Below are 20,097 nucleotides of genomic sequence, written 5' to 3' on the forward strand. Positions count from 1 at the left end.
GCGCCCACACGATGTCGGTGGGACTGAGGTTCTCCCACGGGGCGCCACGATCCGACATCCCCGGGTGCGCGCCGGTGGTCCGCAGACCCCCGCCCATCCACCCGTAGGCCCAGCAGTCGCGCAGTCGCCCGCCCGGAGATCGGACGTCTGGATGCTTGATTCCAGCCGGGCGCAGGCCGAGCGCCCGAGGCCCGTGCGTCCAACGTCAACGGAGGTTCGTCGCGTGAACGTACCTTTCTCCCATCCTTCTGGGAGTAGGCCTCAGAAGGATGGGAGAAAGGTACGTTGGTGCTGCGAAGGTACGTTCACGTCCGGCGTGCTTCGCTCAGGCGCGAGGTCGCTCGGATGCCGCACCCGCTCGCGCCTCCCGCCCGCTGCCCCGCCGTCCCCTCCGCCGAGATCGGTCCGGTTCCGCGCCGAGATCGGTCCGGTTCCGCGCCGAGATCGGTTCGCGGAAACTGGCGGGCGCCTGCCGGCCTGGAGTCAGCCGTCTCGATAGCTGACTCCGAGATGGGATGATCACTTTGCAGGGCGCCGCGGCAGCTCCTTCGACGCCTCCGGGTCGATCTCTATCATGCCGGCAAGACGGACCGCGATTGCGGCCTCCTGCAGCCAGGTATCGCGTCCAGGAGCGGGGTCGTGCTGTTCGTCGGCGCCGGATGCCCCGTCCAGGGGCGGCGCTCTCATTGCCAACAGGCCCGCCGGCCGAGGCCGCTCGTCTCGGCCAGAGAGATCAGACGCCCCAAGGCCTCCCCGCCGTGCGGCAGGTGACCATACGATGGCGATATGACTGAGGCGCATCCTTCGCACCAGGCACCGCGCTCCGGCGGCGGCTCCTACCCGCCGTCGAACCCTGGCGCATCCGCAGAAAATAGGGCTGCCTCGCGGCTCTACGAGTCCTACCCACCGGCCCCGCAGCCGTACTCCTCATACCGGCCGAACGCGCAGGAGCCGCCCTACCCGCAGCCGGTGCCGGGTCAGCAGCAGCCCTACCAGCAGCCCGCTCCGGGGCAGGCCCAGCAACCTGTGCCGTCCGGCTACCAGCAGCCCGCGCCCACTCAGGCGCAGCCCTACCAGCAGCCGGTGCCCCCGCAAACCCAGGTCTACCAACAGCCCATGCCCGGCGCCCTGCTCGCACGGCCGCCCCGACGACGGCGCAGGGGGCTCATCGTCCTGGTCGTCGCCCTCGTCGTCGTGCTCGTGGCCGGGGGCGGCACCGCCGCCTGGTGGTTCGTGCTGCGCGACCGCGGCACTACCTATGAGCCCGCCGCCGCCGTACCCGCCGACCAGTGGGCCGACGGGGCGAGGCAGACGGGCTCCTCCACGATCATGAAGGACGCCACCGTCGCGGTGTCCCCGGACGGGTCATTCCTCGCCGCGCTGAGCGGGAGCGGCCCCTCGGGCAGCGGGGAGAAAAGACTCAAAGGCTATTCCCTGACCGACGGCCAGACCAGCGAGTCCTGGCACGCCACCGTCACCGACACCTCGAGCACCACGATCAGGTTCTGGGGCGACGACACCATTGTTGTCGGCAGCACGCTCTACGACGTCGCCACCGGCGAGCATCACGACGCGCCATGGGACTCGGGAGCGGCATCCATTGTCAACGGCCTCGCCCTCAGGTGCGAAGACGGGTCGTGCACCGCCTGGAAGAAGGACGGCGGCAAGGCCTGGAGCGTCGACGTCGACAAGGACGCGCAAACACCTGAAAACACTATTGTGCGCGACGGCAAGCACTACGTCATCACCGGCGCAACAGTCATCAACATCGACAACGGCGACTCCTTCACGCTCGACGTGCCCGACGCCCCTCGCGCCTATGGCGTGGTCGCCCAGGACGGCTGGGCCGTGCAGACCTACGACGGCGACTTCCAAGACGGACACCTGTACACCTTCAAGCCCGACGGCAAGAGGGTCGGCGACACCGCCATCGAGAGCGGCTTGGACAGGAGCACCTACGTTCTGCTGCCCCCGAGAACTCTGCTCTCGTTGAGCGAGATCTCGACCTGGCTCAGCGGAGAGGATGAGGACGGCCCGAAGGGCAAGCGGGTGGGCGAGTACACCGCGAACAGAAAAGAATGCACCGCGAGCGTCACCATGGATCACGGAGCATCATTCGACTCTCCCGAGATCCACAAGTATCGCAATGGCAAAGTGGATAGCGACTGCAAGATGCCGCAGGCCAGCCCTTCGAACGGGAGCCGAGTGGTGTGGTTCTACGACGCCGGAGACGGCGGGCAGTTCTGGCGCGTTTACGCCATGGTCAACGCGAAGACCGGGAAGAGCATCGACTTTACCGGCCTCGACCCGACCAGGGGTGACCACCTCATCTTCGCCAACCCCAGCATGGCAGTCGGCTACTCGCCCAAGGACGGCACCCTCACCACCTACGAGCCCGCCTGAGGCGCTCCGGTACTTCCTGTCCGGTACTTCCTGCGCGCCTCACCCCTCTGCGTCGTCCTCCTTGGGGGGCTCGGTGGAGGGCGTCCGGGTGGCGCAGGGCGTGGGGGTGGGCGAGGCGGTCTGCGGGTCGAGCGGGTGCGGGATCCTCAGGGCTGTGGAGTCGATGATCGCGCCGGCGCGCTCCAGGGCGGTGTCGAGCAGGTCCATCGGCGTGGTCGGCGAGGGACGGTCAGCGTCAGTCACACATCATAAACATACGCACTCAAGACAAGACTCTCCTCCACCACCTCGTCGGGATTTTCCACGTATTCGGCCTTCTCCCACCACTCATCCGCAGCCGGCGAGAGCCACGCCCCGTCGGTAATCGCCTTGATCACACCAGAACAAGGATTGGACACCCCGTCGAATCCGCACATATCCGTGTAGCAGGTCCTAGCGGTGGTCTGAGGCGCCACCAGCGCAGCGCGGTAGAGGTTGGGCATCATCGCCATAGGAACCTCCAGGGTCGGAACCGAGAAGCAGGAACAGGACACAGATCGCACTACCGTGCTCCGGCGACCGCGGCCACCCCGCCCCGCCGCACGCGGTTGACACCGTCGTCCCTCGCACTATGCTCATGGCATGACTGCTGCGACGCCCACGACCCGTGCCCTGCCGGTGCGCGCCCAGGTCGTGCGTCGAATGCGCATGCGCTGACAGCGCCAGCCGTCGCTGTAGCACGAATAACGGTCAGAGTCCGAGCCCCGCACCCCGCCCGCTCGTCGCACTCCGCGTCCGCCGCGTCCCCGGCGGTCCGCGTTCATCTTCACCCCCGTTCTTTCGCGCGCCCGCCGCCTCGTGCGCGGTCCCGCGCGCCGTCCTCAAGGATCCGTCAGCCATGTCCGCCCGCCCTTCAGCCACCTCAGCCAACGCCGCCCTCGGCTCGCCCCTGCGCCCAGTCCGCACCCCGGCCGCTATCCCTGCCCTCGGCACGGGGCCCTCCGGCGGCCCCGGCCTCTCCCAGTTCGACCTCGTCCACGACCGCACAGGCACCGGCAGCCTCAAGTGGGACTTCGCCGCCGAGCGCGGCCGCCCCGCCAACGCCCTGCCCCTGTGGGTGGCCGACATGGACCACGTCGCCGCGCCCTGCGTGACCTCCGCCCTGCTGTGGCGGGTGCGCCACGGCATCTTCGGCTACTCCGAGCCCGACGCCGCCTACAACGCCGCCCTGACCGGCTGGTTCTCCCGCCGCTACGGCTGGCGGATCGACCCCGCCTGGAACGTGATCACCCCCGGGGTCGTGCCCGCCCTGGCGCTGGCGGTGCGCGCCCTGAGCGCCCCCGGCGACGCCGTCGTCATCGAGGAGCCCGTCTACTACCCCTTCCGGGAGATCGTCGAGGCAGCCGGCCGCACGGTGGCCTCGGTCCCGCTGACCCGCGACGCCGACGGCGTCTATCGGCGCGATGCCGCCGCCCTGGAGGCGACCCTGGAGCGCACCGGCGTGCGGCTGCTGCTCCTGTGCAACCCGCACAACCCGGTGGGGCGCGTGTGGTCGCGCGACGAGCTGGCCGAGCTCGCGGAGGTGACCGGCCGCCACGGCGTCGTCGTCGTGGCCGACGAGATCCACGCCGACCTCGCTCTGCCCGACCACCGCACCACGCCCTTCGCCTCGCTCGGCGAGGAGGTCGCCGTCCGCACGATCGCCTGCACCTCGCCGTCGAAGGCCTTCAACCTCGCCGGCCTGCAGGTCGCCAACATCCTCGTCCCCGACCCCGCCCTGCGCGCCCGCTTCCGCGCCGAGCTCGACGCCGTCGGCTACTCCCAGCCCAATGCGCTCGGGCTGGTCGCCTGCCGCGCCGCCTACGAGGGCGGCGACGCCTGGCTGGACGAGTTGCGCGAGCACATCGCCGCGGCCCGCGAGCACGTCGCCGCGCGCCTGGCGGTCGTGCCCGGCGTCGAGGCCGCCCCGTGCGAGGGCACCTACCTGCTGTGGCTGGACTGCACCGGCCTGCTCGCGGCCACGGGGCTGGAGGCGGACGAGCTCGACGGATTCATCCTGGAGGAGGCCGGGCTGTGGCTCGACGACGGCGCGATCTTCGGGGCCGGCGGGCGGGGCTTCACCCGCATGAACGTCGCCTGTCCGCGCGCCACCCTGGACGAGGCCCTGGACCGGCTCGAAGCCGGCGTGACCGCCCTGCTGGCCCGACAGAGGCGCCGGGCTCACCAGGCCGGCCGGGCCTGTACCGGCGCTGCTGCCGCCGCCCCCGCCGTCGTCTCCACCGCCGCCTAATTCGCCGAGATCGGTCGTATTCCGGCTCGAGATCGGTTCGGTTCCGTACCGATCTCGGTCGCTATTCACACCAGCCCCAGGAGTAACCGCACCATGACCGCCCCCGCCCGCCCCGGCTCGTCGGAGCCCGCGGCCCCCGCACGCAGCGCCCACAGCGCCCACAGCGCCCTCGAGGACCGCTCCGGCTGCCGCACCATGCCGATCCAGCACCACGCCTCCTGGCCGGCGCAGCCCCCGACCTGGAGGCTCGACACGCTGCTCGCCCACGCCGGCACCGCCACCGACCCCGCGACCGGCGCGATCACCACCCCCATCCACCTGTCGACCGCCTTCGGGCACCCGGGGCTGCGCGAGTCGACCGGCTACGACTACACGCGCACGGCCTCCCCCACCCGCGACGTCCTGCAGGACACGCTGGCGCGGCTCGACGGCGGGGCGGCGGGCTTCGCCCTGTCCTCCGGGATGGCCGCCATCCAGCTCGCCGTCGAGACCCTCGCCCCCCGCGGCGGCCGGGTCGTGGCGCTGGAGGACCTGTACGGCGGCACCTACCGCTACCTGCGGGCACTGGCCGAGGACGGCGCCTGCGAGGTGGACTTCGTCATCGGCGAGGAGGGTCTGCGCGAGGCGCTGGGCCGCCCGGCCTCCCTGGTGGTCATCGAGTCGCCGACCAACCCCATGATGGCCGAGATCGACATAGCGCGGGCGGCGCGCTGGGCGCACGACGCCGGGGCGCTGCTGGTGGCGGACAACACCTTCTACACCCCGGTCGTCCGCCGGCCGCTGGAGCTGGGGGCCGACGTCGTCGTGTACTCGGCCACCAAGTACCTGGGCGGGCACAACGACGTCATGGCCGGCGCCCTCGTCGTGGCCGACCCCGACCTGGGCGAGCGGCTCATGTACCGGCTCAACACCACCGGGGCGACGCTCGGCCCCTTCGACTGCTTCCTGCTGCTGCGCGGCCTGAAGACCCTGTCCCTGCGCATGGCGCGGCACGAGGCCAACGCCCGCCGGGTGGCGGCCCTCCTGGAGGCGGACGCGCGCGTCACCCGGGTGCTCTACCCGGGGCGCTCGGGCATGGTCTCCTTCGAGCCGGCCGACGACGTCGATATCGCGGCCTTCCTGGGGGCGGTGCGGGTGTTCGCCTTCGCCGAGTCGCTGGGCGGGGTGGAGTCGCTGGTGACCTGCCCGAGCGTGCAGACCCACGCCGACGTCCCGCCGGCCACGCGCGCCGCCTACGGGCTGACCGACCGGCTGCTGCGCCTGAGCGTGGGCATCGAGGACCCCGACGACCTCGTGGCCGACCTGGAGCGGGCGCTGACGGCGGCCGGGGCCGCGGGGAGAACCAGGAGCGCCGGGAGCGCCGGCTGACCTCGCCGAGACCGGTCGATCTCCGGCTCGAGATCGGTCGAGCGCGCGCCGCGCACGGGTCCTCGCCCCCCCCAGTACCGACCACCAGCTTTTACCGGGCCGTTATTATGAGTTGCATCATGTCGGTCCCCACCACGGAAGAACTCTCATGAACAGTCGCCTCATCGCTGTTGCCGGAGCCGCCGTGCTCGCACTCTCGCTCTCGGCATGCTCCACAAGCACGACCACGGACGGCCCCAGCGCCTCCGAGGAAGCCACGAACAACGCCCCCGCAGGGGCCACCACGAACGCCGCCTCCCCTGAAGCCGCGCACAACGCCCCCACCGAAGCCACCGAGTCCCCCACGACCCCACCAACCGCGAGCTACAGCGCGCCGGAGGACAACCAGGTCGCACCGCACCTCATAGTCACCCACATCCCCGAGGGCCACTCGCTGACAACGGACGACATCGGTTCCGACCGGCTGCTGTTCGCAACCGCGGCCAGCGCCGAGGAACTCAGCAACACGGGCTCCGTCAGCGGCTACCTGGTCCGCCTGGGAGACGCGACCACCACCGTCGAGGGAGTCATTGAGAAGGATGCCGAGAGCATCAACGTGGACCCGGACGACTTCGCCGCCACCGGCGAGGCGACCGTCGATGGCGAGACCGCGCAGACCTTCTCCGGTGAGGGGAGTCTGTCCGACGACAGCGGCTACGTTGCCGAGCGCGGCGCCGTCGTCACCCACAACGGGCAGACCTTCGTCATCACCGCCAAGGCGTTCGACAAGTCCGACCAGCCCACCCTGAGCGAGGACGAGTTCAACGCCTTCCTCAAGGGGATCGTCTGGACCGACTGAGCCCGCAGCGCCTCTCCGGCACTGCCTCCCCTTTGTGCGCTATCACTAGTGATAGCGCACAAAGGGGAGGCAGTGCCGTCCATTGTTATCCGCGGCCTGGACGAGTCCGTGAAGAAGCAGCTCGCCGCCCAGGCGAGAGAGAACAACCGCTCCATGGAGGCGGAGGCTCGGGCCATTCTCACAAGTGCCGTGCGCAAGCCCCATATTGGGCTGGCGCTCATGCGCGCAGTGCGGGAGTCAGGCGGGATCGAGGATCTTCCGGTGCCGACTCGCACGGATACGGCACGGACGATGGATCTCGGATGATCATTCTCGACACGAGTGTGCTCTCGGAAGTCTTCAGGCCGCACCCGGACACCCGCGTCACCGTATGGCTGGAGTCCCTCGCGGATGACGTCGCAATCACAGCGATCACGCTTGCCGAGCTGCTGGCCGGCGTGCGCCGCCTCCCGAACGGCAGACGCAGGGAGACGCTGAGCACGGCAGTGAGCACCACCGTGCGAACCTACCGGAGCACCCGGGCGATACTGGCCTTCGACAGCAGCGCGGCCGAGCACTACGCCACCATCCTCGCCGCGCGGGAGCACGCAGGACTTCCGATCAGCATGGCCGACGCACAGATCGCCGCGATCTGCCGGGCGCACGGCGCCTCCTGCGCCACCCGGGACACGAAGAACTTCGCGCAGACCGGCATCGAGCTGATCAACCCGTGGCACGAGTAGCCGCCGCCGGCCGCAGCCCTCACCAGCTCACCGGCACCGGCGCGCCCTCCCGGTAGCCCGAGGCCGACTGAATCCCCACGACCGCCCGCTCGCGGAACTCCGGAACCGACCCGGCGCCCGCGTAGGTGAAGGCCGAGCGCACGCCCGCCACGATCGAGTCAATGAGGTCCTCCACGCCCGGGCGCGCCGGGTCCAGGTACATGCGCCCCGCGCTGATGCCCTCCTCGAACAGGGCCTTGCGGGCCCGGTCGAAGGCGTCCTCTCCCTCGGTGCGGTGGGTGACGGCCCGCTTGGAGGCCATGCCGAAGCTCTCCTTGTAGGCGCGCCCGTCGGCGTCGTGGCGGATGTCGCCCGGCGACTCGTGGGTGCCGGCGAACCAGGAGCCGACCATGACGTTGGAGGCCCCGGCCGCCAGGGCCAGGGCGACGTCGCGCGGGTGGCGGACCCCGCCGTCGGCCCACACGTGGGCGCCGAGCCGGGCCGCCTCGGCGGCGCACTCCAGGACGGCGGAGAACTGGGGGCGGCCGACGCCGGTGGCCATGCGGGTGGTGCACATGGCGCCCGGCCCCACCCCCACCTTGACGATGGAGGCGCCGGCCTCGACGAGGTCCCGCACGCCCGCCGCCGAGACGACGTTCCCGGCCACGACCGGCGCCCCCCGCCCCAGGGCGGCGCGCACGGCCCCGACCGCCTCGATCATCCGGTCCTGGTGGCCGTGAGCGGTGTCAACGACGACGACATCCACCCCGGCGGCCACGAGCTCGGCGGCGCGCCGGGCCGGGTCGCCGTTCATGCCGATGGCGGCCCCCACCCGCAGCCGCCCGGCAGCATCCAGCGCGGGGGCGTAGATGGTCGAGCGCACCGCGCCGTCGCGGGTGAGCAGGCCCACCAGGCGGCCTCCGTCGTCCACGACGGGCGCCAGCCGACGGCGGGCGGCCCGCAGGCGGGCGAAGGCCTCGCGCGACTCAATGCCCTCGGGCAGGGTGAGCAGCTCGGTGGACATGACCTCGCGAACCTGGGTGAAGCGGTCCACGCCGGAGACGTCGGAGGTGTCCACGAGCCCCACCGGCACGCCCGTGTCCGCATCGACGACGACGGCGGCGCCGTGCGAGCGCTTGGGGATGAGGCCGAGCGCGTAGCCGCAGGTGTGGTGCGGCTTGACGGTGACCGGGGTGTCGTAGAACCGGTGCGAGGCCTTGACCTGGGAGACCGTGTCGATGACGACGTCGACGGGGATGTCCTGCGGGACGATCGCCATGGCCCCGCGCCGCGCCACCGTCTCGGCCATGCGCTTGCCCGCCACCGCCGTCATGTTGGCCACGACCAGCGGGATGGTCGTGCCGGTGGCGTCGTCGGAGGCCAGGTCCACCCCCATGCGGCTGCCCACGGCCGAGCGCGACGGCACCATGAAGACGTCGTCGTAGGTGAGGTCGAATGTCGGTGCGAGGCCGTTGAGGAACTTCACCCCGTCACGCTACCGGCAACCCGCAGAGGTGGGAAGCACCGGGCCTGCCGCCGAGATCGATCGGGGGCGCTCGCCGGCGCCCTGAGCGAGATAGACATTCTCGTACGAGGTCGGCGGTGTCACCGTCTATCTCGTACGAGAATGTCTATCTCGACGCAGGTTGCAGGACGCAGAAAGAACGACGCACCCGCCCCTCAGGCCCGCGAGATGCGGGAGGCCTCGGCCACCTGCTCGCGGGTGGGACGCACCCCGGTGTACAGGGCGAACTGCTCGGCGGCCTGCAGGGCGATGACCTCCGCCCCGCTGATGACGGGCCTGCCCGCGGCCAGGGCGGCGCGCACCAGGGGGGTGCGCGAGGGGAAGGCGACGACGTCGAAGACGGTGCCGGCGGCCCTGATGAGCTCCTCCCCCACCGGCAGGTCGTGCTCGGCGGGCCCCCCGGCCATGCCGATCGGAGTGGCGTTGAGCAGAAGGCCGCCGCCGTCGAGCTCCTCGGGGGAGGACACCCACGACCAGCCGTACTGCTCGGCCAGGGCCGGGCCGGTGCCGGCGTTGCGGGCCACGACGGTTCCCGGGCCGAAGCCGGCGTCCTTCAGCGCGGCGACGCAGGCCTTGGCCATGCCGCCGGCGCCGAGCACCGCGCAGGGGGTGCGTGGCACCTCGTGGGTGTCGAGGAGGGAGCGGATGGCAATGAAGTCGGTGTTGTAGGCCACCAGACGGCCGTCGTCGTTGACGATCGTGTTGACCGAGTGGATGGCGTCGGCCGAGGGAGTCGTCTCGTCCACGAGGGCGATGACGTCCTCCTTCCAGGGCATGGAGACCGAGCAGCCGCGTATCCCCAGAGCGCGTACGCCGGCGATGGCTGCGACGATATCGGTGGTGGTGAAGGCCTTGTAGACGAAGTCGAGGTCGAGGACCTCGTAGAGGTGGTTGTGGAATCGGGTGCCGATGTTCGTGGGCCGGGCCGACAGGGAGATGCACAGCCGGGTGTCCTTGGTGATGTCTCGCACAGTCCTATGGTGCCACCCTGGCGCGCCCGAGGGGAGGCCTGCGGGCCGGGCTGAACCGATCTCGGTGCGGAACCGGACCGGGCTCGGCGGGCTCGGGAAATGGAACACGCCCCGCTACCGACTATTCAGCCGATGACGGGGCGTTGGTGCGCCAGAAGGGATTCGAACCCCCAACCTTCTGATCCGTAGTCAGATGCTCTATCCGTTGAGCTACTGGCGCATGCCGTTTCCGACATTCAGGAACACTACTAGGCCCCGTGTTCCCAGACAAATCGCAGGGTCGTGAGTCTGAGCACACGCTGAAACTGGACGAAAAGAACACCGGGCGGCCCCGGGCGGCCCCGGGCGGCTCCGGGACCGCCCGGATCCCGGAGCCGCCGGGGCCGCCGTCGGTCATGCGAGCCCGCGGCTCACTCCTCCTCGGCCCCGCCCCCGGGGGTCCCGGTCTCGGCCTCGCGGGTCTCGGCCCCGGCCCCGTCCTCGGGAGCCCCGGCCCCACGACGACGGCGGACCATCAGGACGACCCCGGCCGCGACGAGGCCCAGGGCCACCAGGCCGATTCCGATGGACGCGCCGGTCCTGGCCAGGAAGCCGGGCACCGTGCCGGAGGCGCCCGGGGACCCGGAGCCGGGGCCCTGCGAGGAGCCGCCGGGCGCCGAGGGGTCGCCCGGCCCCGGCGTCGGGTCCACGGCGTTCCCGGCGACGCGCAGCTCGGCGCTCTGCAGCGTGGTCGCGCCGTCCTGGCCATTGGTCAGGGTGACGCGGACGTAGCGCGCCCGCACGGCGGTGCCCAGCTCGAGGATCGCCGGGTTGAAGGTCGCCGGGTCGATGTCGGCGGCCCCGGCATCGGACCACGCGGTCCCGTCCAGAGAGGTCTGCACGGTCCACCGCGTCGCGTGACCCGTCTTCTCGCGCTGCTGGGGCGTCCAGTGGACCTTGCCGACGTCGTAGACGCCGCCGAGGTCGATGTCGTAGGAGGCCTCGGCGGGGCCCTCGGCGACGGAGAAGATGTTGTCGTCGGACAACGCGGCCGCGTCCCCGCCCGCACCGTCGCCACCGGGCGAGGTGACGGTCAGCCGGTCCTGGGGGATGTAGCCGTCGGTCTTCCAGTCGAGGCTGAAGGTCGGCGAGGTCCACGACGCCCAGTCCTCGCCAACGCCCTCCTCGCCGCCGACCGGGAGCGCGTACACGGTGAGCTGGTACTGCCCGGTGGGGGCCTGCAGGACCCTGTCGCCGTCCGCGGCGTCGATGTAGCTGCCGTCCCACACGAACACCGGCTGGTCCGCACGGGTGTAGGGGCTCGGGTTGGACGCCACCTGGCCGAGGCTCTCGGTGGTGCCGTCGGCGTTGACGCGGGAGACCTCCATGGTCGAGCCGCGGTAGGGGATGGCCGTGTCGATGAGCGCGACCGGGAGGTCCTCGTAGGCGCCCAGCGTGGACAGCGTCGAGTCGCCGTACACGTAGCTCGCCGGGTCGACGGCCTCGCCCTTGAGGTTGCCCAGGTGGGTCCGCTCCCCGATGACGCCGGCCCGCGCGAGGTTGCCGCCCACGCCCTGGAAGGGGATGCGCACCGGCTTGGCGCCGGCGGGGGTCAGCACGATCCAGCCGCCGAAGAAGTCGCCGTCGGCGATGCCGTCCGGCGCCGTGATGGTGACGTCGATGGTGGCGGTCCCGCCCGCCGGGACCGTGACCGACTGGCCGTCGGTGGACACGGTCGACGGCGAGGCCGTACCCCGCTGGGGCGCCTCGGAGGCGCCGGTGACCGTCACCGCGTCCTGGTGCGACAGCGCGTAGGTGACGGGGCTGTCGCCGTGGTTGGTCAGGGTCACCGAGCTCTGGTAGCCGTCCGGGAGCTTGTCGTACCGGCCGATGCTGAGCACCGAGGAGCTGGGCTGCACGGAGGCGAGGACGGCGGCGTCGGCGTCGACGAGGCCTGCGCCCTGGCGGGCGGCGGGCTCGAGCAGGCTCGCGTCGCCCCCGGCCTCGGTCCAGATCACCGGCGTGGCGGTCGAGTGCAGGCGCCAGGCGATCTGGGCGAAGGCGTCGTGGCCCGAGGCGTCCTTGATCTCGGGATGCGCCTGCACAATGAGCGCCGCGATCCCGGCGGCGTACGGGGCCGCCATGGAGGTGCCCTCCGCGGTCAGGTAGGGGCCGCCGTGGTCGATCGGCCAGGTGGACCAGATCTTGCCGCCGGGGGCGACGACGTCGGGCTTGGCCTGGAGGGCGTCGTTGAGCCCCCAGGCGGAGAAGCTGGAGACGAGGCCGGCGGTGGGCCGGTTGAACTCGCCGGTGTTCTCGGTGTAGGTCAGGGTGGAGTCTGCGGCGAGCGCGCCGCGGATGGCGTCGCCGTCCTCCTGGGAGACGGTGACGACCGGGATGGTGATCGGGCCGCCGTCACCGTACAGGACGGCGGTGAAGAGGCCGGGCTGGTTGTTGTCCATGACGACGGCGGCGGCACCGCCGGCCTGGGCGCTGAGGACCTTCTGCCGCAGGGGGCATGCTCCGCGCCGGATGAGCACGGTCTTGCCGGAGTAGGTGCCGGGCGCCGGGGCGGTGCACAGCAGGGAGGCGTCGGACTCCTCGTCCCCGCCGTCGGCGGCCGGGTCGCCGGCCGCCACCAGCGGGTGCGCGGCAGCGTTGTCGCGGATGATCGCGGCGCCGGCGCCCTCCGCCTCCGCGTAGAGGTACTTCTGGCCGGGGTTGGTGGACACGGTCATGTAGAAGTTGGTCTCCACCGTGTTGTCCACGCTGCCGACGGCCAGGACGTGCTCGGCCGAGGCGGGGGCGCTCATGCTCCAGCGGCCCGTCTCGCCGGTGTTGCCCTGGGACGTCGTCACGATGACGCCCTTGGCGGCGAGGCTCTCCGCGGCGACGGCGGTGGGGTAGTCCTTGAAGACCATGAAGTCGGCGCCGATCGACATGTTGACGATGTCCATGCCGTCGGCGGCGGCCCGCTCCATGGCGGCCGTCATGATCTCGGCGCTGGTCTGGCCCGCGCAGCCGAAGACGCGGTAGGCGCCCAGCTGGGCGTCGGGGGCGACGCCCGTGACCTGCTTGGTGCCGGGCGTTCCCTTGGCCGCGGCGATGCCGGCGACGTGGGTGCCGTGGCCGCTGCAGTCGTCGGGGTAGGCGTCGGGGACGGGCTTGTAGCGCGCGGCCTGGTCGGCGATATTGGGGTCGCCGTAGGCGTTGCCGACGAAGTCGTAGCCGGCGACGACCTTGGAGGTGGGGAAGCTGGTGGAGCCGTCGGCCCCGGGGGCCTCGGCGCCCGGGGTGCCGGTGCCGCCGAACTCGACGTGGTCGTAGTCGACGCCGGTGTCGATAATGCCGATCTTGACCCCGCTGCCGGTGAAGCCGAGCTTGGAGTGGACGATGTCGGCCCCGGTCATGCCCAGGGCGTGCGCCATCTGGGGGGAGCCGACGCCCTCGTTCTTCTCCTCATCGGTGCGGGAGTCGTCGGTGTTGAGGCCCGGGCGCGGGATGGCCATGACGGGCTTGATGGCCACGACCTGGTCGAGCTCGGCCAGCTTGTCGACGTCGGAGTCGCTGACGGACAGGGCCACGCCGTTCCACAGCGTCTCGTACTCGGTGGTGACCTGGGCGTCGATGCCGGCGTCCTTGATCGCATTGGTGAGATCGGTCTGCTCGGACTTGATGGTGGCCTGGGAGCCGCCCGCGGCGACGGCGGGCGAGGACAGCTGGACGAACCAGCGGTTCTCGACCGTCTCGGCCTTGGTGCCGTCGGGCCTGGTCAGCTCGGTGGTGATCTTCGAGGAGGGGTCGCCGGTGGTGGTCTGCGACTGGGACCGGGACTGATCGGAAGTGGCGACCGCCGTCGGGGCGGCGAGCGCTCCGAGGGTCAGGACGGCGACGCCGGCGGCGATGAGGCGGCGCAATGGGCGCTGTGGACGCTGGGGGCGCTGGGGGCGCTGGGGGCGCGATGAGGGGATCTGGCGCACGGTTCTTCTTCCTGGCAGGGTCAGGCGCACGTCGTGGTGCGTCATGGGAGAGCGGGGATGCTCCTGCGCACACGTTATCGCCCCATCCCGCGCCATGGAAGGGCCCGCCGGCATATGAGCCCCGACAGCAATGTGACACGGCTCCTCCCGTCCTGCCGGGTCCGAGGGCACGAGTGCGACGGGCTCCACGGCACGGCCGGCCGCAGCGATGCTCCACGTGCAGGGCGCGCCCGCCCCCGTGGCGGGGGCTCTCGCTGGAACTGCGCGGTGCGGCGGAGATGGGGAGATTCGAACTCCCGAGGGGCTTCCACCCCAACCTCCTTAGCAGGGAGGCGCACTAGGCCACTATGCGACATCTCCGGGTGCCGGATCGGCCCGATGAGCCTACCCCAGGGCACAGGCCTGGGCCAAACCGGGCGGCCCGCCCGCGGCGTTCGCGCCCGCCCCCGTGCCCGCGCGCCTCCCGCTTCGCGCCGCCCCTGTCGAGATAGACGTTTTCGTACGAGGTAGACGGTGTCACCGTCTACCTCGTACGAAAACGTCTATCTCGGCGCACGAGGCCGGGGCCGGCGCGCCCTCGCCGCGGAGAGAGGGGGATTCGAACCCCCGGTACGCCAGGCGTACAGCGGTTTTCAAGACCGCCACATTCGGCCGCTCTGTCATCTCTCCACGTCCGCGGGCCCCGCCCGCGGGCAAGCCCAGACCCTACCACCCCGCCGGGCCTCCCTGCGTCCGTCTCCGGCGTCGTCGCCCACCCGCCGTCGCCACCCGTCGCCACCCGTCACCACCGGGCGCCGCCCGGGCTCGTCCCATGCTCGGGGGAGGAGCCGGACCGCCGATCATCCGCGCATCGCGGCGTAGGGCCGCCACGACGAGACGCAGAGCGCCGAGGCCGTGGAAACGAGCCAGATCACGACGGGGACCGCGACGTAGGACAGCTGCGCCCACGGAATAATCGGCCTGACGCCGATCATTGTCGCGTACGGGCGGATCACAAGGGTGAGGAGCGCCAGACCCACCGCCATCGCCACGATGCCCACGTACAGAGTATCGACTGCGACGGACAGAATCAGCGCCCTGGCGCGCTGCCACCGGGGCATTCCGAGAAGATCCAGCACGCGCAGGTCCGTGCGCCGGGCGACAACAGTCGTCGCAGTCGCCGCGGCGGCGAGCGTCAGGCACAGCGCGAGCGGGGCTCCCACCAGGAGCGGCGTCTCAAGGCTGCCGGACCCTCCCGAGTTGGACACAGCGGATCCGGGAGCCAGGGCCTGCACCCAGGCGGAGCCCTGCTGCACCTCCCACCCCTCGGGGGCGTCCCGGGCGCCGCGCAGGAGCATGGCGACCGGGCCCGTGACGAACCCGGCGGCGGCCGCATCGGTGACGAGGCAGTCCCCGAAGGTCGAGGGCATGTCGACGACGTCGGTCACCGCGACCCTGACCGGGCCCTCGCCCCGCCCCGACAGAACAAGCTCATCGCCCGGTGCGACACCCAGGTGCAGCGCCCCCTGTCGGGTCACCACCACGCCCGGGGTGCCGGCCGTGGCACCGAGCGAGGCGAGCCAGTCACCGGCCTCGGACCCGCCGAGCACCGTGATCGACTGAACCTGCTCCTCACCGCCGGTGGCGGTCGCACCGGGATTCCTGATGACCGCCTTCCCCTCGGCCAGGATCACCCCGTCGCCCTCCGTCACCTGCGTGCGGGCCTCCATCGCGGGCAGCACCGCTCGGGCCACGCGGTCCTGCCCCACGACCTCTTGGAGCCGGTGACGCGCCATCGTGTCAGTCGCAGCCGGGTAGCCGCCCAGGAAGACGCACATCATGGTGGCGATGACTGTTGCGCTGATGACCGTCACCTGGTGCCGGTGCTCGTGCCAGCGTCGTGACAGCAGCGCGGGCGCGGACACCCGGGGCCACGGGAGATGGGCCGCCGCCCTGCCGCAGCCCGCAGCGACGGCCCTCCACACCATGCACAGCAGGACGATCAGACAGATGAGGGCGAGCACGCCGAGCAGGAAGGCCGTCTCGTCCGAACGCGTGGATGTCACCACCCGCAGCAGGAGCACGGTGCAGACCGTCAGCACAAGCACGCCGAGCAGGCGCGCGGCCATGCGCAGGGCGCCGTGCGGGCCGTTCGCCCGCCCGGGCGGAGCGGTGCCGGCGGGCTCCACCCGGGTCAGGGTCAAAGAAGCGCCGAAAGTCCCCACGAAGGCGACGAGCGCCGTCCCGAGGACCGTGAGAAGTGTAGCGTTCAGGCGCCAACGCGCAGAGGTGCCCGCCGGCACCACATCCATTGACACCAGGTAGGGGGTGAGCAGTGGCACCACGACGTACCGGGTCAGCACGGTGCCGGTGAGGGCCGCTACGAGGGCGAGCGCCGCCGTCTCGATCAGAAGAGCGAGCCGCAGGTGTCGGGCGCTCATCCCGATGATTCTCAGCCGTCGGGCCATGGCCCAGCGCTCCGCCACGGCATGCCGTGTCACCGCTCTCAGCACCACCAGCGTGCAGACGATCGCGATGGCCCCTATTGTGACCAGTGATCCGATGTCCCCGCCCTCCGCCAGCCCGAAGGCGTAGGACGCCAGGGTGGAGATCACGAGGCCGCCGACGGTCAGAACGGCGAGGACCGGTTTCAGGAGGTCGCGCTCGCTCCAGGAGATGCGGACCAGGTCGTGGGCGGAACCGGATGTCATGCCGCGTCCCCCGTCTCCCTCAAGGCCTCCAGAACGCTGTCGGGCGTCGGCTCCTCCAGGGTCGCCGAGACCCTGCCGCCGTCGATGACGAGAACACGATCGGTGCTGCAGGCCAGCGACACGTCGTGGGTGGCGACGAGCACCGCCCGCTCCTCGCGGACGACCGGGTCCAGGAGGACCGACAGCACCTCCTGGCGGGTCACCGGATCCAGAGCGCCGGTGGGCTCGTCGGCGAACAGCACCCGCGCGTCGTTGGCGATCGCGCGGCCGATGGCCACGCGCTGACGCTGCCCCCCGGAGAGCTCGCCGGTCCGTCGTTCCAGGAGCGCGCCTATGCCGAGCGCCTCGGCCACCTCCTGCACCTGTTCCTCGCGAACAGCGCGCCTCGACATGCGCGCCGGAAGGGTAATGTTCTCCGATACGGTGAGCGCATCGACGAGGGTGTAGTCCTGGAAGACGAACCCGAACTCGTCCCTGCGGAGCCGTGCCCGGGCGCCCTCCGAGAGCCGCATGATATTCCTGCCCCGGTAGTGGACGGCGCCGGAGGTGGCGCGCAGGAGGCCGGCGGCGCAGCTCATCATCGTCGACTTCCCCGAGCCCGAGCGGCCGACCAGGGCCGTAACGGTGCCGATTGCAAGCGCAAGGTCGCATGGCCCGATCACCGGCCCGCTGTTGCGCCGTCCGTAACGGTGGGTTACCCCGTCCAGCCGTAGGACCGGATCGCTCTCCCCGCCGGCAGTCGCTCCACGCCCAGTAATTGTCATGAGATGCCTCCATCCATCATCAGCATCCTATAGATCGGCGACGAAGACGCCACCTGCTGCGGGCTGCCCGTCGCGACGAGCACCCCGCGGTCGAGAACAGCCACACGATCAACGTCTCGAATGGTCGACAGGCGATGAGCTATAATAATAACAGTGATATCGGGGGGAATGGTCCGGATCGCGTCGACAACCAGGTTCTCACTCTCCGCATCCAGACTCGCGCTGGGCTCATCGAGCAGCAGGATCGGTCTCCGGTGCACACGCCTTCGCAGTACGTGACAACGTCATCTCGGCATCTTGAGGCGTCGTCGACACATGAATCTTCCATCCTTGTACCGGCAGGCGAAGGACAGGCGGCCTTACGTGATGCCATCCTTCCGCAATACTGCTGGACCAACCCGTCGGAAGTGGGTCAACACTAAAAGGCTCTTCATCGATCACCCTGGGCAGGTCATAAAAATAAGGATCGCCTTGACAGAACTCGAGATATGCGACATTGGCCGTTGCGGAATCACCTCAATGATACCGCACCAAATGCAGACCCATGCGACTCAGGGCGGAAGATCAGGAAATAAATGACCTGCATGTGAGACTAGCGTATAAAGCACATACCGGATCGTCAATAGGCCTTTAGACCCAATATTGCTCGAGCGAGCGGATGACGGCGTCGAGAGCCACCGGGCGGCGCAGTCGACCACGGCGTCCTGAACAGCGGGCGCCCTCGGCCTCAACCGGCGGGCAGCCCCCTCGGCATTGCCCTGAGCAACGCCCCTCGACCGGATCTCGACCGACCGCTTCCGGGCCCGGGCCTCGGAGGATGCTCTGGTGCCGTCGTGGTGCACCACGAGTCGGACCCACAGCAGGAGAAGCCGACGGAACCCTCCCCGCCGTCGTCCGGACCCCCGCCACCGCACGCCCTAGGCCCGCCTGCCCGCGCCGTCGTCGTCCGCCCCGCCCGCCCCGCCGAGACGCCGCGCTCAGCCCCTCCCGAAGAACCCCCGCCGGCGGCTCGGCTGGGCCGACGCCGAAACCGGCGAGGCGGGCTTGTCCAGGCGCCCCTCCGCCAGGGCCTGCCCCATGGCCGGCCACACCGGCAGGCGGGACATGAGGGTGGCCTGCAGGGCGTGGTAGACGTCCGGGTGGCCGGCCCAGGTGCGGGCGGAGGGCTCGTTGTCCCGGTCGAGCTCGTGGACCCACACGCCCGGGGACTTGATGAGGTACTCCTCGGCGTAGTCGATCCAGGATCGGTAGCAGTGCTCGTAGTGCTCGACCTCGATCTCGCCGCGGCCGTCGTCGAGCAGGGCGCGGCGCAGGGCGGCGGCGGCGCTAATGCCCTCGCAGGCCACCCAGTGCATGCGCTCGTGGACGATCGGCGTGCCGTCGAAGTCCGTGGTGTAGACGAAGCCGGGGCCGCCGTCCACGCGCCAGCCGTCGGTGCGGGCGCGGTCGAAGAGCTCCTCGGCGGCGTCGAGCATCCAGTCCGGCACGGGCAGGGAGCGGGCCACGAGGGCCGCGCGGGCCTGGACGGTCAGGCGCGCCCACTCCAGGCCGTGGCCCGGCGTGACGCCGTAGGGCCGGAAGGGGTGGGCCGGCTGGTCCTTGTTGTAGTCCAGGTCGGGGTGCCAGCGCGTGTCGTAGTGCTCGGGCAGGTGCCAGTCATTGGCCCTGGCCTGGACGTTGACAGCGAAGTCGATGATCTGGACCGCGCGCGTGAGCCAGGTCAGGTCGCCGGTGACGTCGGCGGTGGCCAGGTAGGCCTCGACCGTGTGCATGGCGGCGTTAATGCCGCGGTAGTCCTCGGGGTCGGTGAAGTCGTGGGCGTAGGACTCGATCGGCAGGCCGTAGGTCTCATCCCACCAGTAGCGGTTCTGCACGGCCATGGCGTCGCGCAGGAGCTCGTGCGCGCCGGGGCGGTCGGCGGCGGTGGCGGTGGCGGCGGCGAGCAGGACGAAGGCGTGCTGGTAGCACTCCTTGCGAGCAGCGGGGTCGGCGGGCACGCCGCGGCCCTCGGCGTCGAGCCCATGGCCGACGGCGGAGTACCAGCCGCCGTGCACGGTATCGCGCATGACCCGGCTCAGGGCGCGCACGCCGTGGTCGCAGTAGCGGCGGCACCCGGGGATGCCCATGAGAGTGCCCAGCGAGAAGGCGAAGGTCATGCGGCCGGTGATCCACAGCTCGACGGGGTGGGAGGCGTCGACCCGGCCGTCCTCGCCGATCCACCCGAAGCCGGCCGGGACCCTGGCGGCCCGCGCGAAGTGGAGCAGCGCGTGCGTCTCGGCGGCGAGCCAGCGGTTGTGCTCCGGCGCTCCGAACCATCCCAGTCCCATGAGTCCTCCTCGACCCGGTCGGTGCTCTCGCTGATGCCTCAGCGGCCCGCCCGCTGCGCCGTCGCGGCAGCGGACCGGGCACGTCGAACGTTAGCAGGCGGCCCGCCGTCGTGCCCGCAGTATCGCCCATATGTATCGCCATATGATCGCCGCGCCCGCCCAGCCGCAAACCGGGACAGTTCTCGGGATCGGTGGGCGGGTTCCTTCTCGCCCGTCCCGTGGACGCGACCGACCGTCGTCGAGACCAGGCGACGCCCGCGGGACGGACGGGCCGCCCGGCCC

The 20,097-nt window shown here is 71.0% G+C and carries 15 protein-coding genes and 3 tRNA genes; 6 read left to right on the forward strand and 12 right to left on the reverse strand.

Annotation, left to right across the window (positions count from 1 at the left end):
- Positions 1-786: 786 nt before the first annotated feature.
- Positions 787-2,403 (forward strand): hypothetical protein, encoded by a 1,617-nt coding sequence (locus AIF0345_RS15460; protein WP_285296629.1) that lies wholly within the window; start codon positions 787-789, stop codon positions 2,401-2,403.
- Positions 2,404-2,442: 39 nt separating this feature from the next.
- Here AIF0345_RS15460 and AIF0345_RS15465 read toward each other — a convergent pair whose 3' ends face one another.
- A complete protein-coding gene (locus tag AIF0345_RS15465; protein ID WP_285296630.1) occupies positions 2,443-2,646 on the reverse strand; it encodes a hypothetical protein in 204 nt (67 codons plus the stop codon).
- Positions 2,643-2,894 (reverse strand): hypothetical protein, encoded by a 252-nt coding sequence (locus tag AIF0345_RS15470; protein WP_285296631.1) that lies wholly within the window; start codon positions 2,892-2,894, stop codon positions 2,643-2,645. The genes AIF0345_RS15465 and AIF0345_RS15470 overlap by 4 nt, the downstream gene beginning before the upstream one ends.
- Before the next feature lie 386 nt (positions 2,895-3,280).
- Between AIF0345_RS15470 and AIF0345_RS15475 the strand changes: the two genes are divergently transcribed.
- The 5 genes from AIF0345_RS15475 (at position 3,281) to AIF0345_RS15495 (ending at position 7,600) form a co-directional block, all read left to right on the forward strand.
- Complete coding sequence (locus AIF0345_RS15475) at positions 3,281-4,672, forward strand: MalY/PatB family protein (RefSeq protein WP_285296632.1); 1,392 nt, start codon at positions 3,281-3,283, stop codon at positions 4,670-4,672.
- 93 nt (positions 4,673-4,765) lie between these two features.
- Positions 4,766-6,040: a PLP-dependent transferase gene (locus AIF0345_RS15480; RefSeq protein WP_404975949.1), complete on the forward strand. Its 1,275-nt coding sequence runs from the start codon at positions 4,766-4,768 to the stop codon at positions 6,038-6,040.
- A gap of 148 nt (positions 6,041-6,188) precedes the next feature.
- Positions 6,189-6,878, forward strand: a complete 690-nt coding sequence (locus AIF0345_RS15485; RefSeq protein ID WP_268918591.1) for a hypothetical protein — start codon at positions 6,189-6,191, stop codon at positions 6,876-6,878.
- A 72-nt stretch (positions 6,879-6,950) separates the two neighbouring features.
- A complete protein-coding gene (locus AIF0345_RS15490) occupies positions 6,951-7,184 on the forward strand; it encodes a FitA-like ribbon-helix-helix domain-containing protein (protein ID WP_285296633.1) in 234 nt (77 codons plus the stop codon).
- Complete coding sequence (locus tag AIF0345_RS15495; RefSeq protein WP_285296634.1) at positions 7,181-7,600, forward strand: type II toxin-antitoxin system VapC family toxin; 420 nt, start codon at positions 7,181-7,183, stop codon at positions 7,598-7,600. The genes AIF0345_RS15490 and AIF0345_RS15495 overlap by 4 nt, the downstream gene beginning before the upstream one ends.
- 19 nt (positions 7,601-7,619) lie before the next feature.
- On the opposite strand, the gene AIF0345_RS15500 is transcribed toward AIF0345_RS15495, so the two are convergent.
- The 10 genes from AIF0345_RS15500 to AIF0345_RS15540 all read right to left on the reverse strand — a co-directional run bounded on the left by AIF0345_RS15500 (position 7,620) and on the right by AIF0345_RS15540 (position 19,815).
- Entirely contained in the window at positions 7,620-9,065 is a 1,446-nt protein-coding gene (locus tag AIF0345_RS15500; protein ID WP_285296635.1) for a GuaB1 family IMP dehydrogenase-related protein, read from the reverse strand.
- 194 nt (positions 9,066-9,259) lie between these two features.
- Entirely contained in the window at positions 9,260-10,075 is an 816-nt protein-coding gene (locus AIF0345_RS15505; protein WP_285296636.1) for a shikimate 5-dehydrogenase, read from the reverse strand.
- Positions 10,076-10,219: 144 nt separating this feature from the next.
- A tRNA-Arg gene (locus tag AIF0345_RS15510) sits at positions 10,220-10,295 on the reverse strand.
- A 190-nt stretch (positions 10,296-10,485) separates the two neighbouring features.
- A complete protein-coding gene (locus tag AIF0345_RS15515) occupies positions 10,486-14,079 on the reverse strand; it encodes a S8 family serine peptidase (protein ID WP_285296637.1) in 3,594 nt (1,197 codons plus the stop codon).
- 228 nt (positions 14,080-14,307) lie between these two features.
- Positions 14,308-14,394: transfer RNA gene (locus AIF0345_RS15520), tRNA-Ser, on the reverse strand.
- Positions 14,395-14,617: 223 nt separating this feature from the next.
- Positions 14,618-14,703: transfer RNA gene (locus AIF0345_RS15525), tRNA-Ser, on the reverse strand.
- Positions 14,704-14,873: 170 nt separating this feature from the next.
- A complete protein-coding gene (locus tag AIF0345_RS15530) occupies positions 14,874-16,724 on the reverse strand; it encodes an FtsX-like permease family protein (RefSeq protein WP_285296638.1) in 1,851 nt (616 codons plus the stop codon).
- Entirely contained in the window at positions 16,721-17,488 is a 768-nt protein-coding gene (locus AIF0345_RS15535; RefSeq protein WP_268916817.1) for an ABC transporter ATP-binding protein, read from the reverse strand. Before AIF0345_RS15535 ends, AIF0345_RS15530 begins: the two co-directional genes overlap by 4 nt.
- A 228-nt stretch (positions 17,489-17,716) precedes the next feature.
- Positions 17,717-17,929 carry a class III lanthionine synthetase LanKC N-terminal domain-containing protein gene (locus AIF0345_RS16860; RefSeq protein ID WP_449701834.1) on the reverse strand — a complete coding sequence of 71 codons (213 nt, stop codon included), beginning with the start codon at positions 17,927-17,929 and terminating at the stop codon, positions 17,717-17,719.
- 536 nt (positions 17,930-18,465) lie between these two features.
- Positions 18,466-19,815, reverse strand: coding sequence for an AGE family epimerase/isomerase (locus AIF0345_RS15540; protein ID WP_285296639.1), 1,350 nt, complete (start codon positions 19,813-19,815; stop codon positions 18,466-18,468).
- Between the last annotated feature and the right edge of the window lie 282 nt (positions 19,816-20,097).

The organism is Actinomyces israelii, assembly GCF_030253495.1.
Taxonomy (GTDB): Bacteria; Actinomycetota; Actinomycetes; order Actinomycetales; family Actinomycetaceae; genus Actinomyces; species Actinomyces israelii.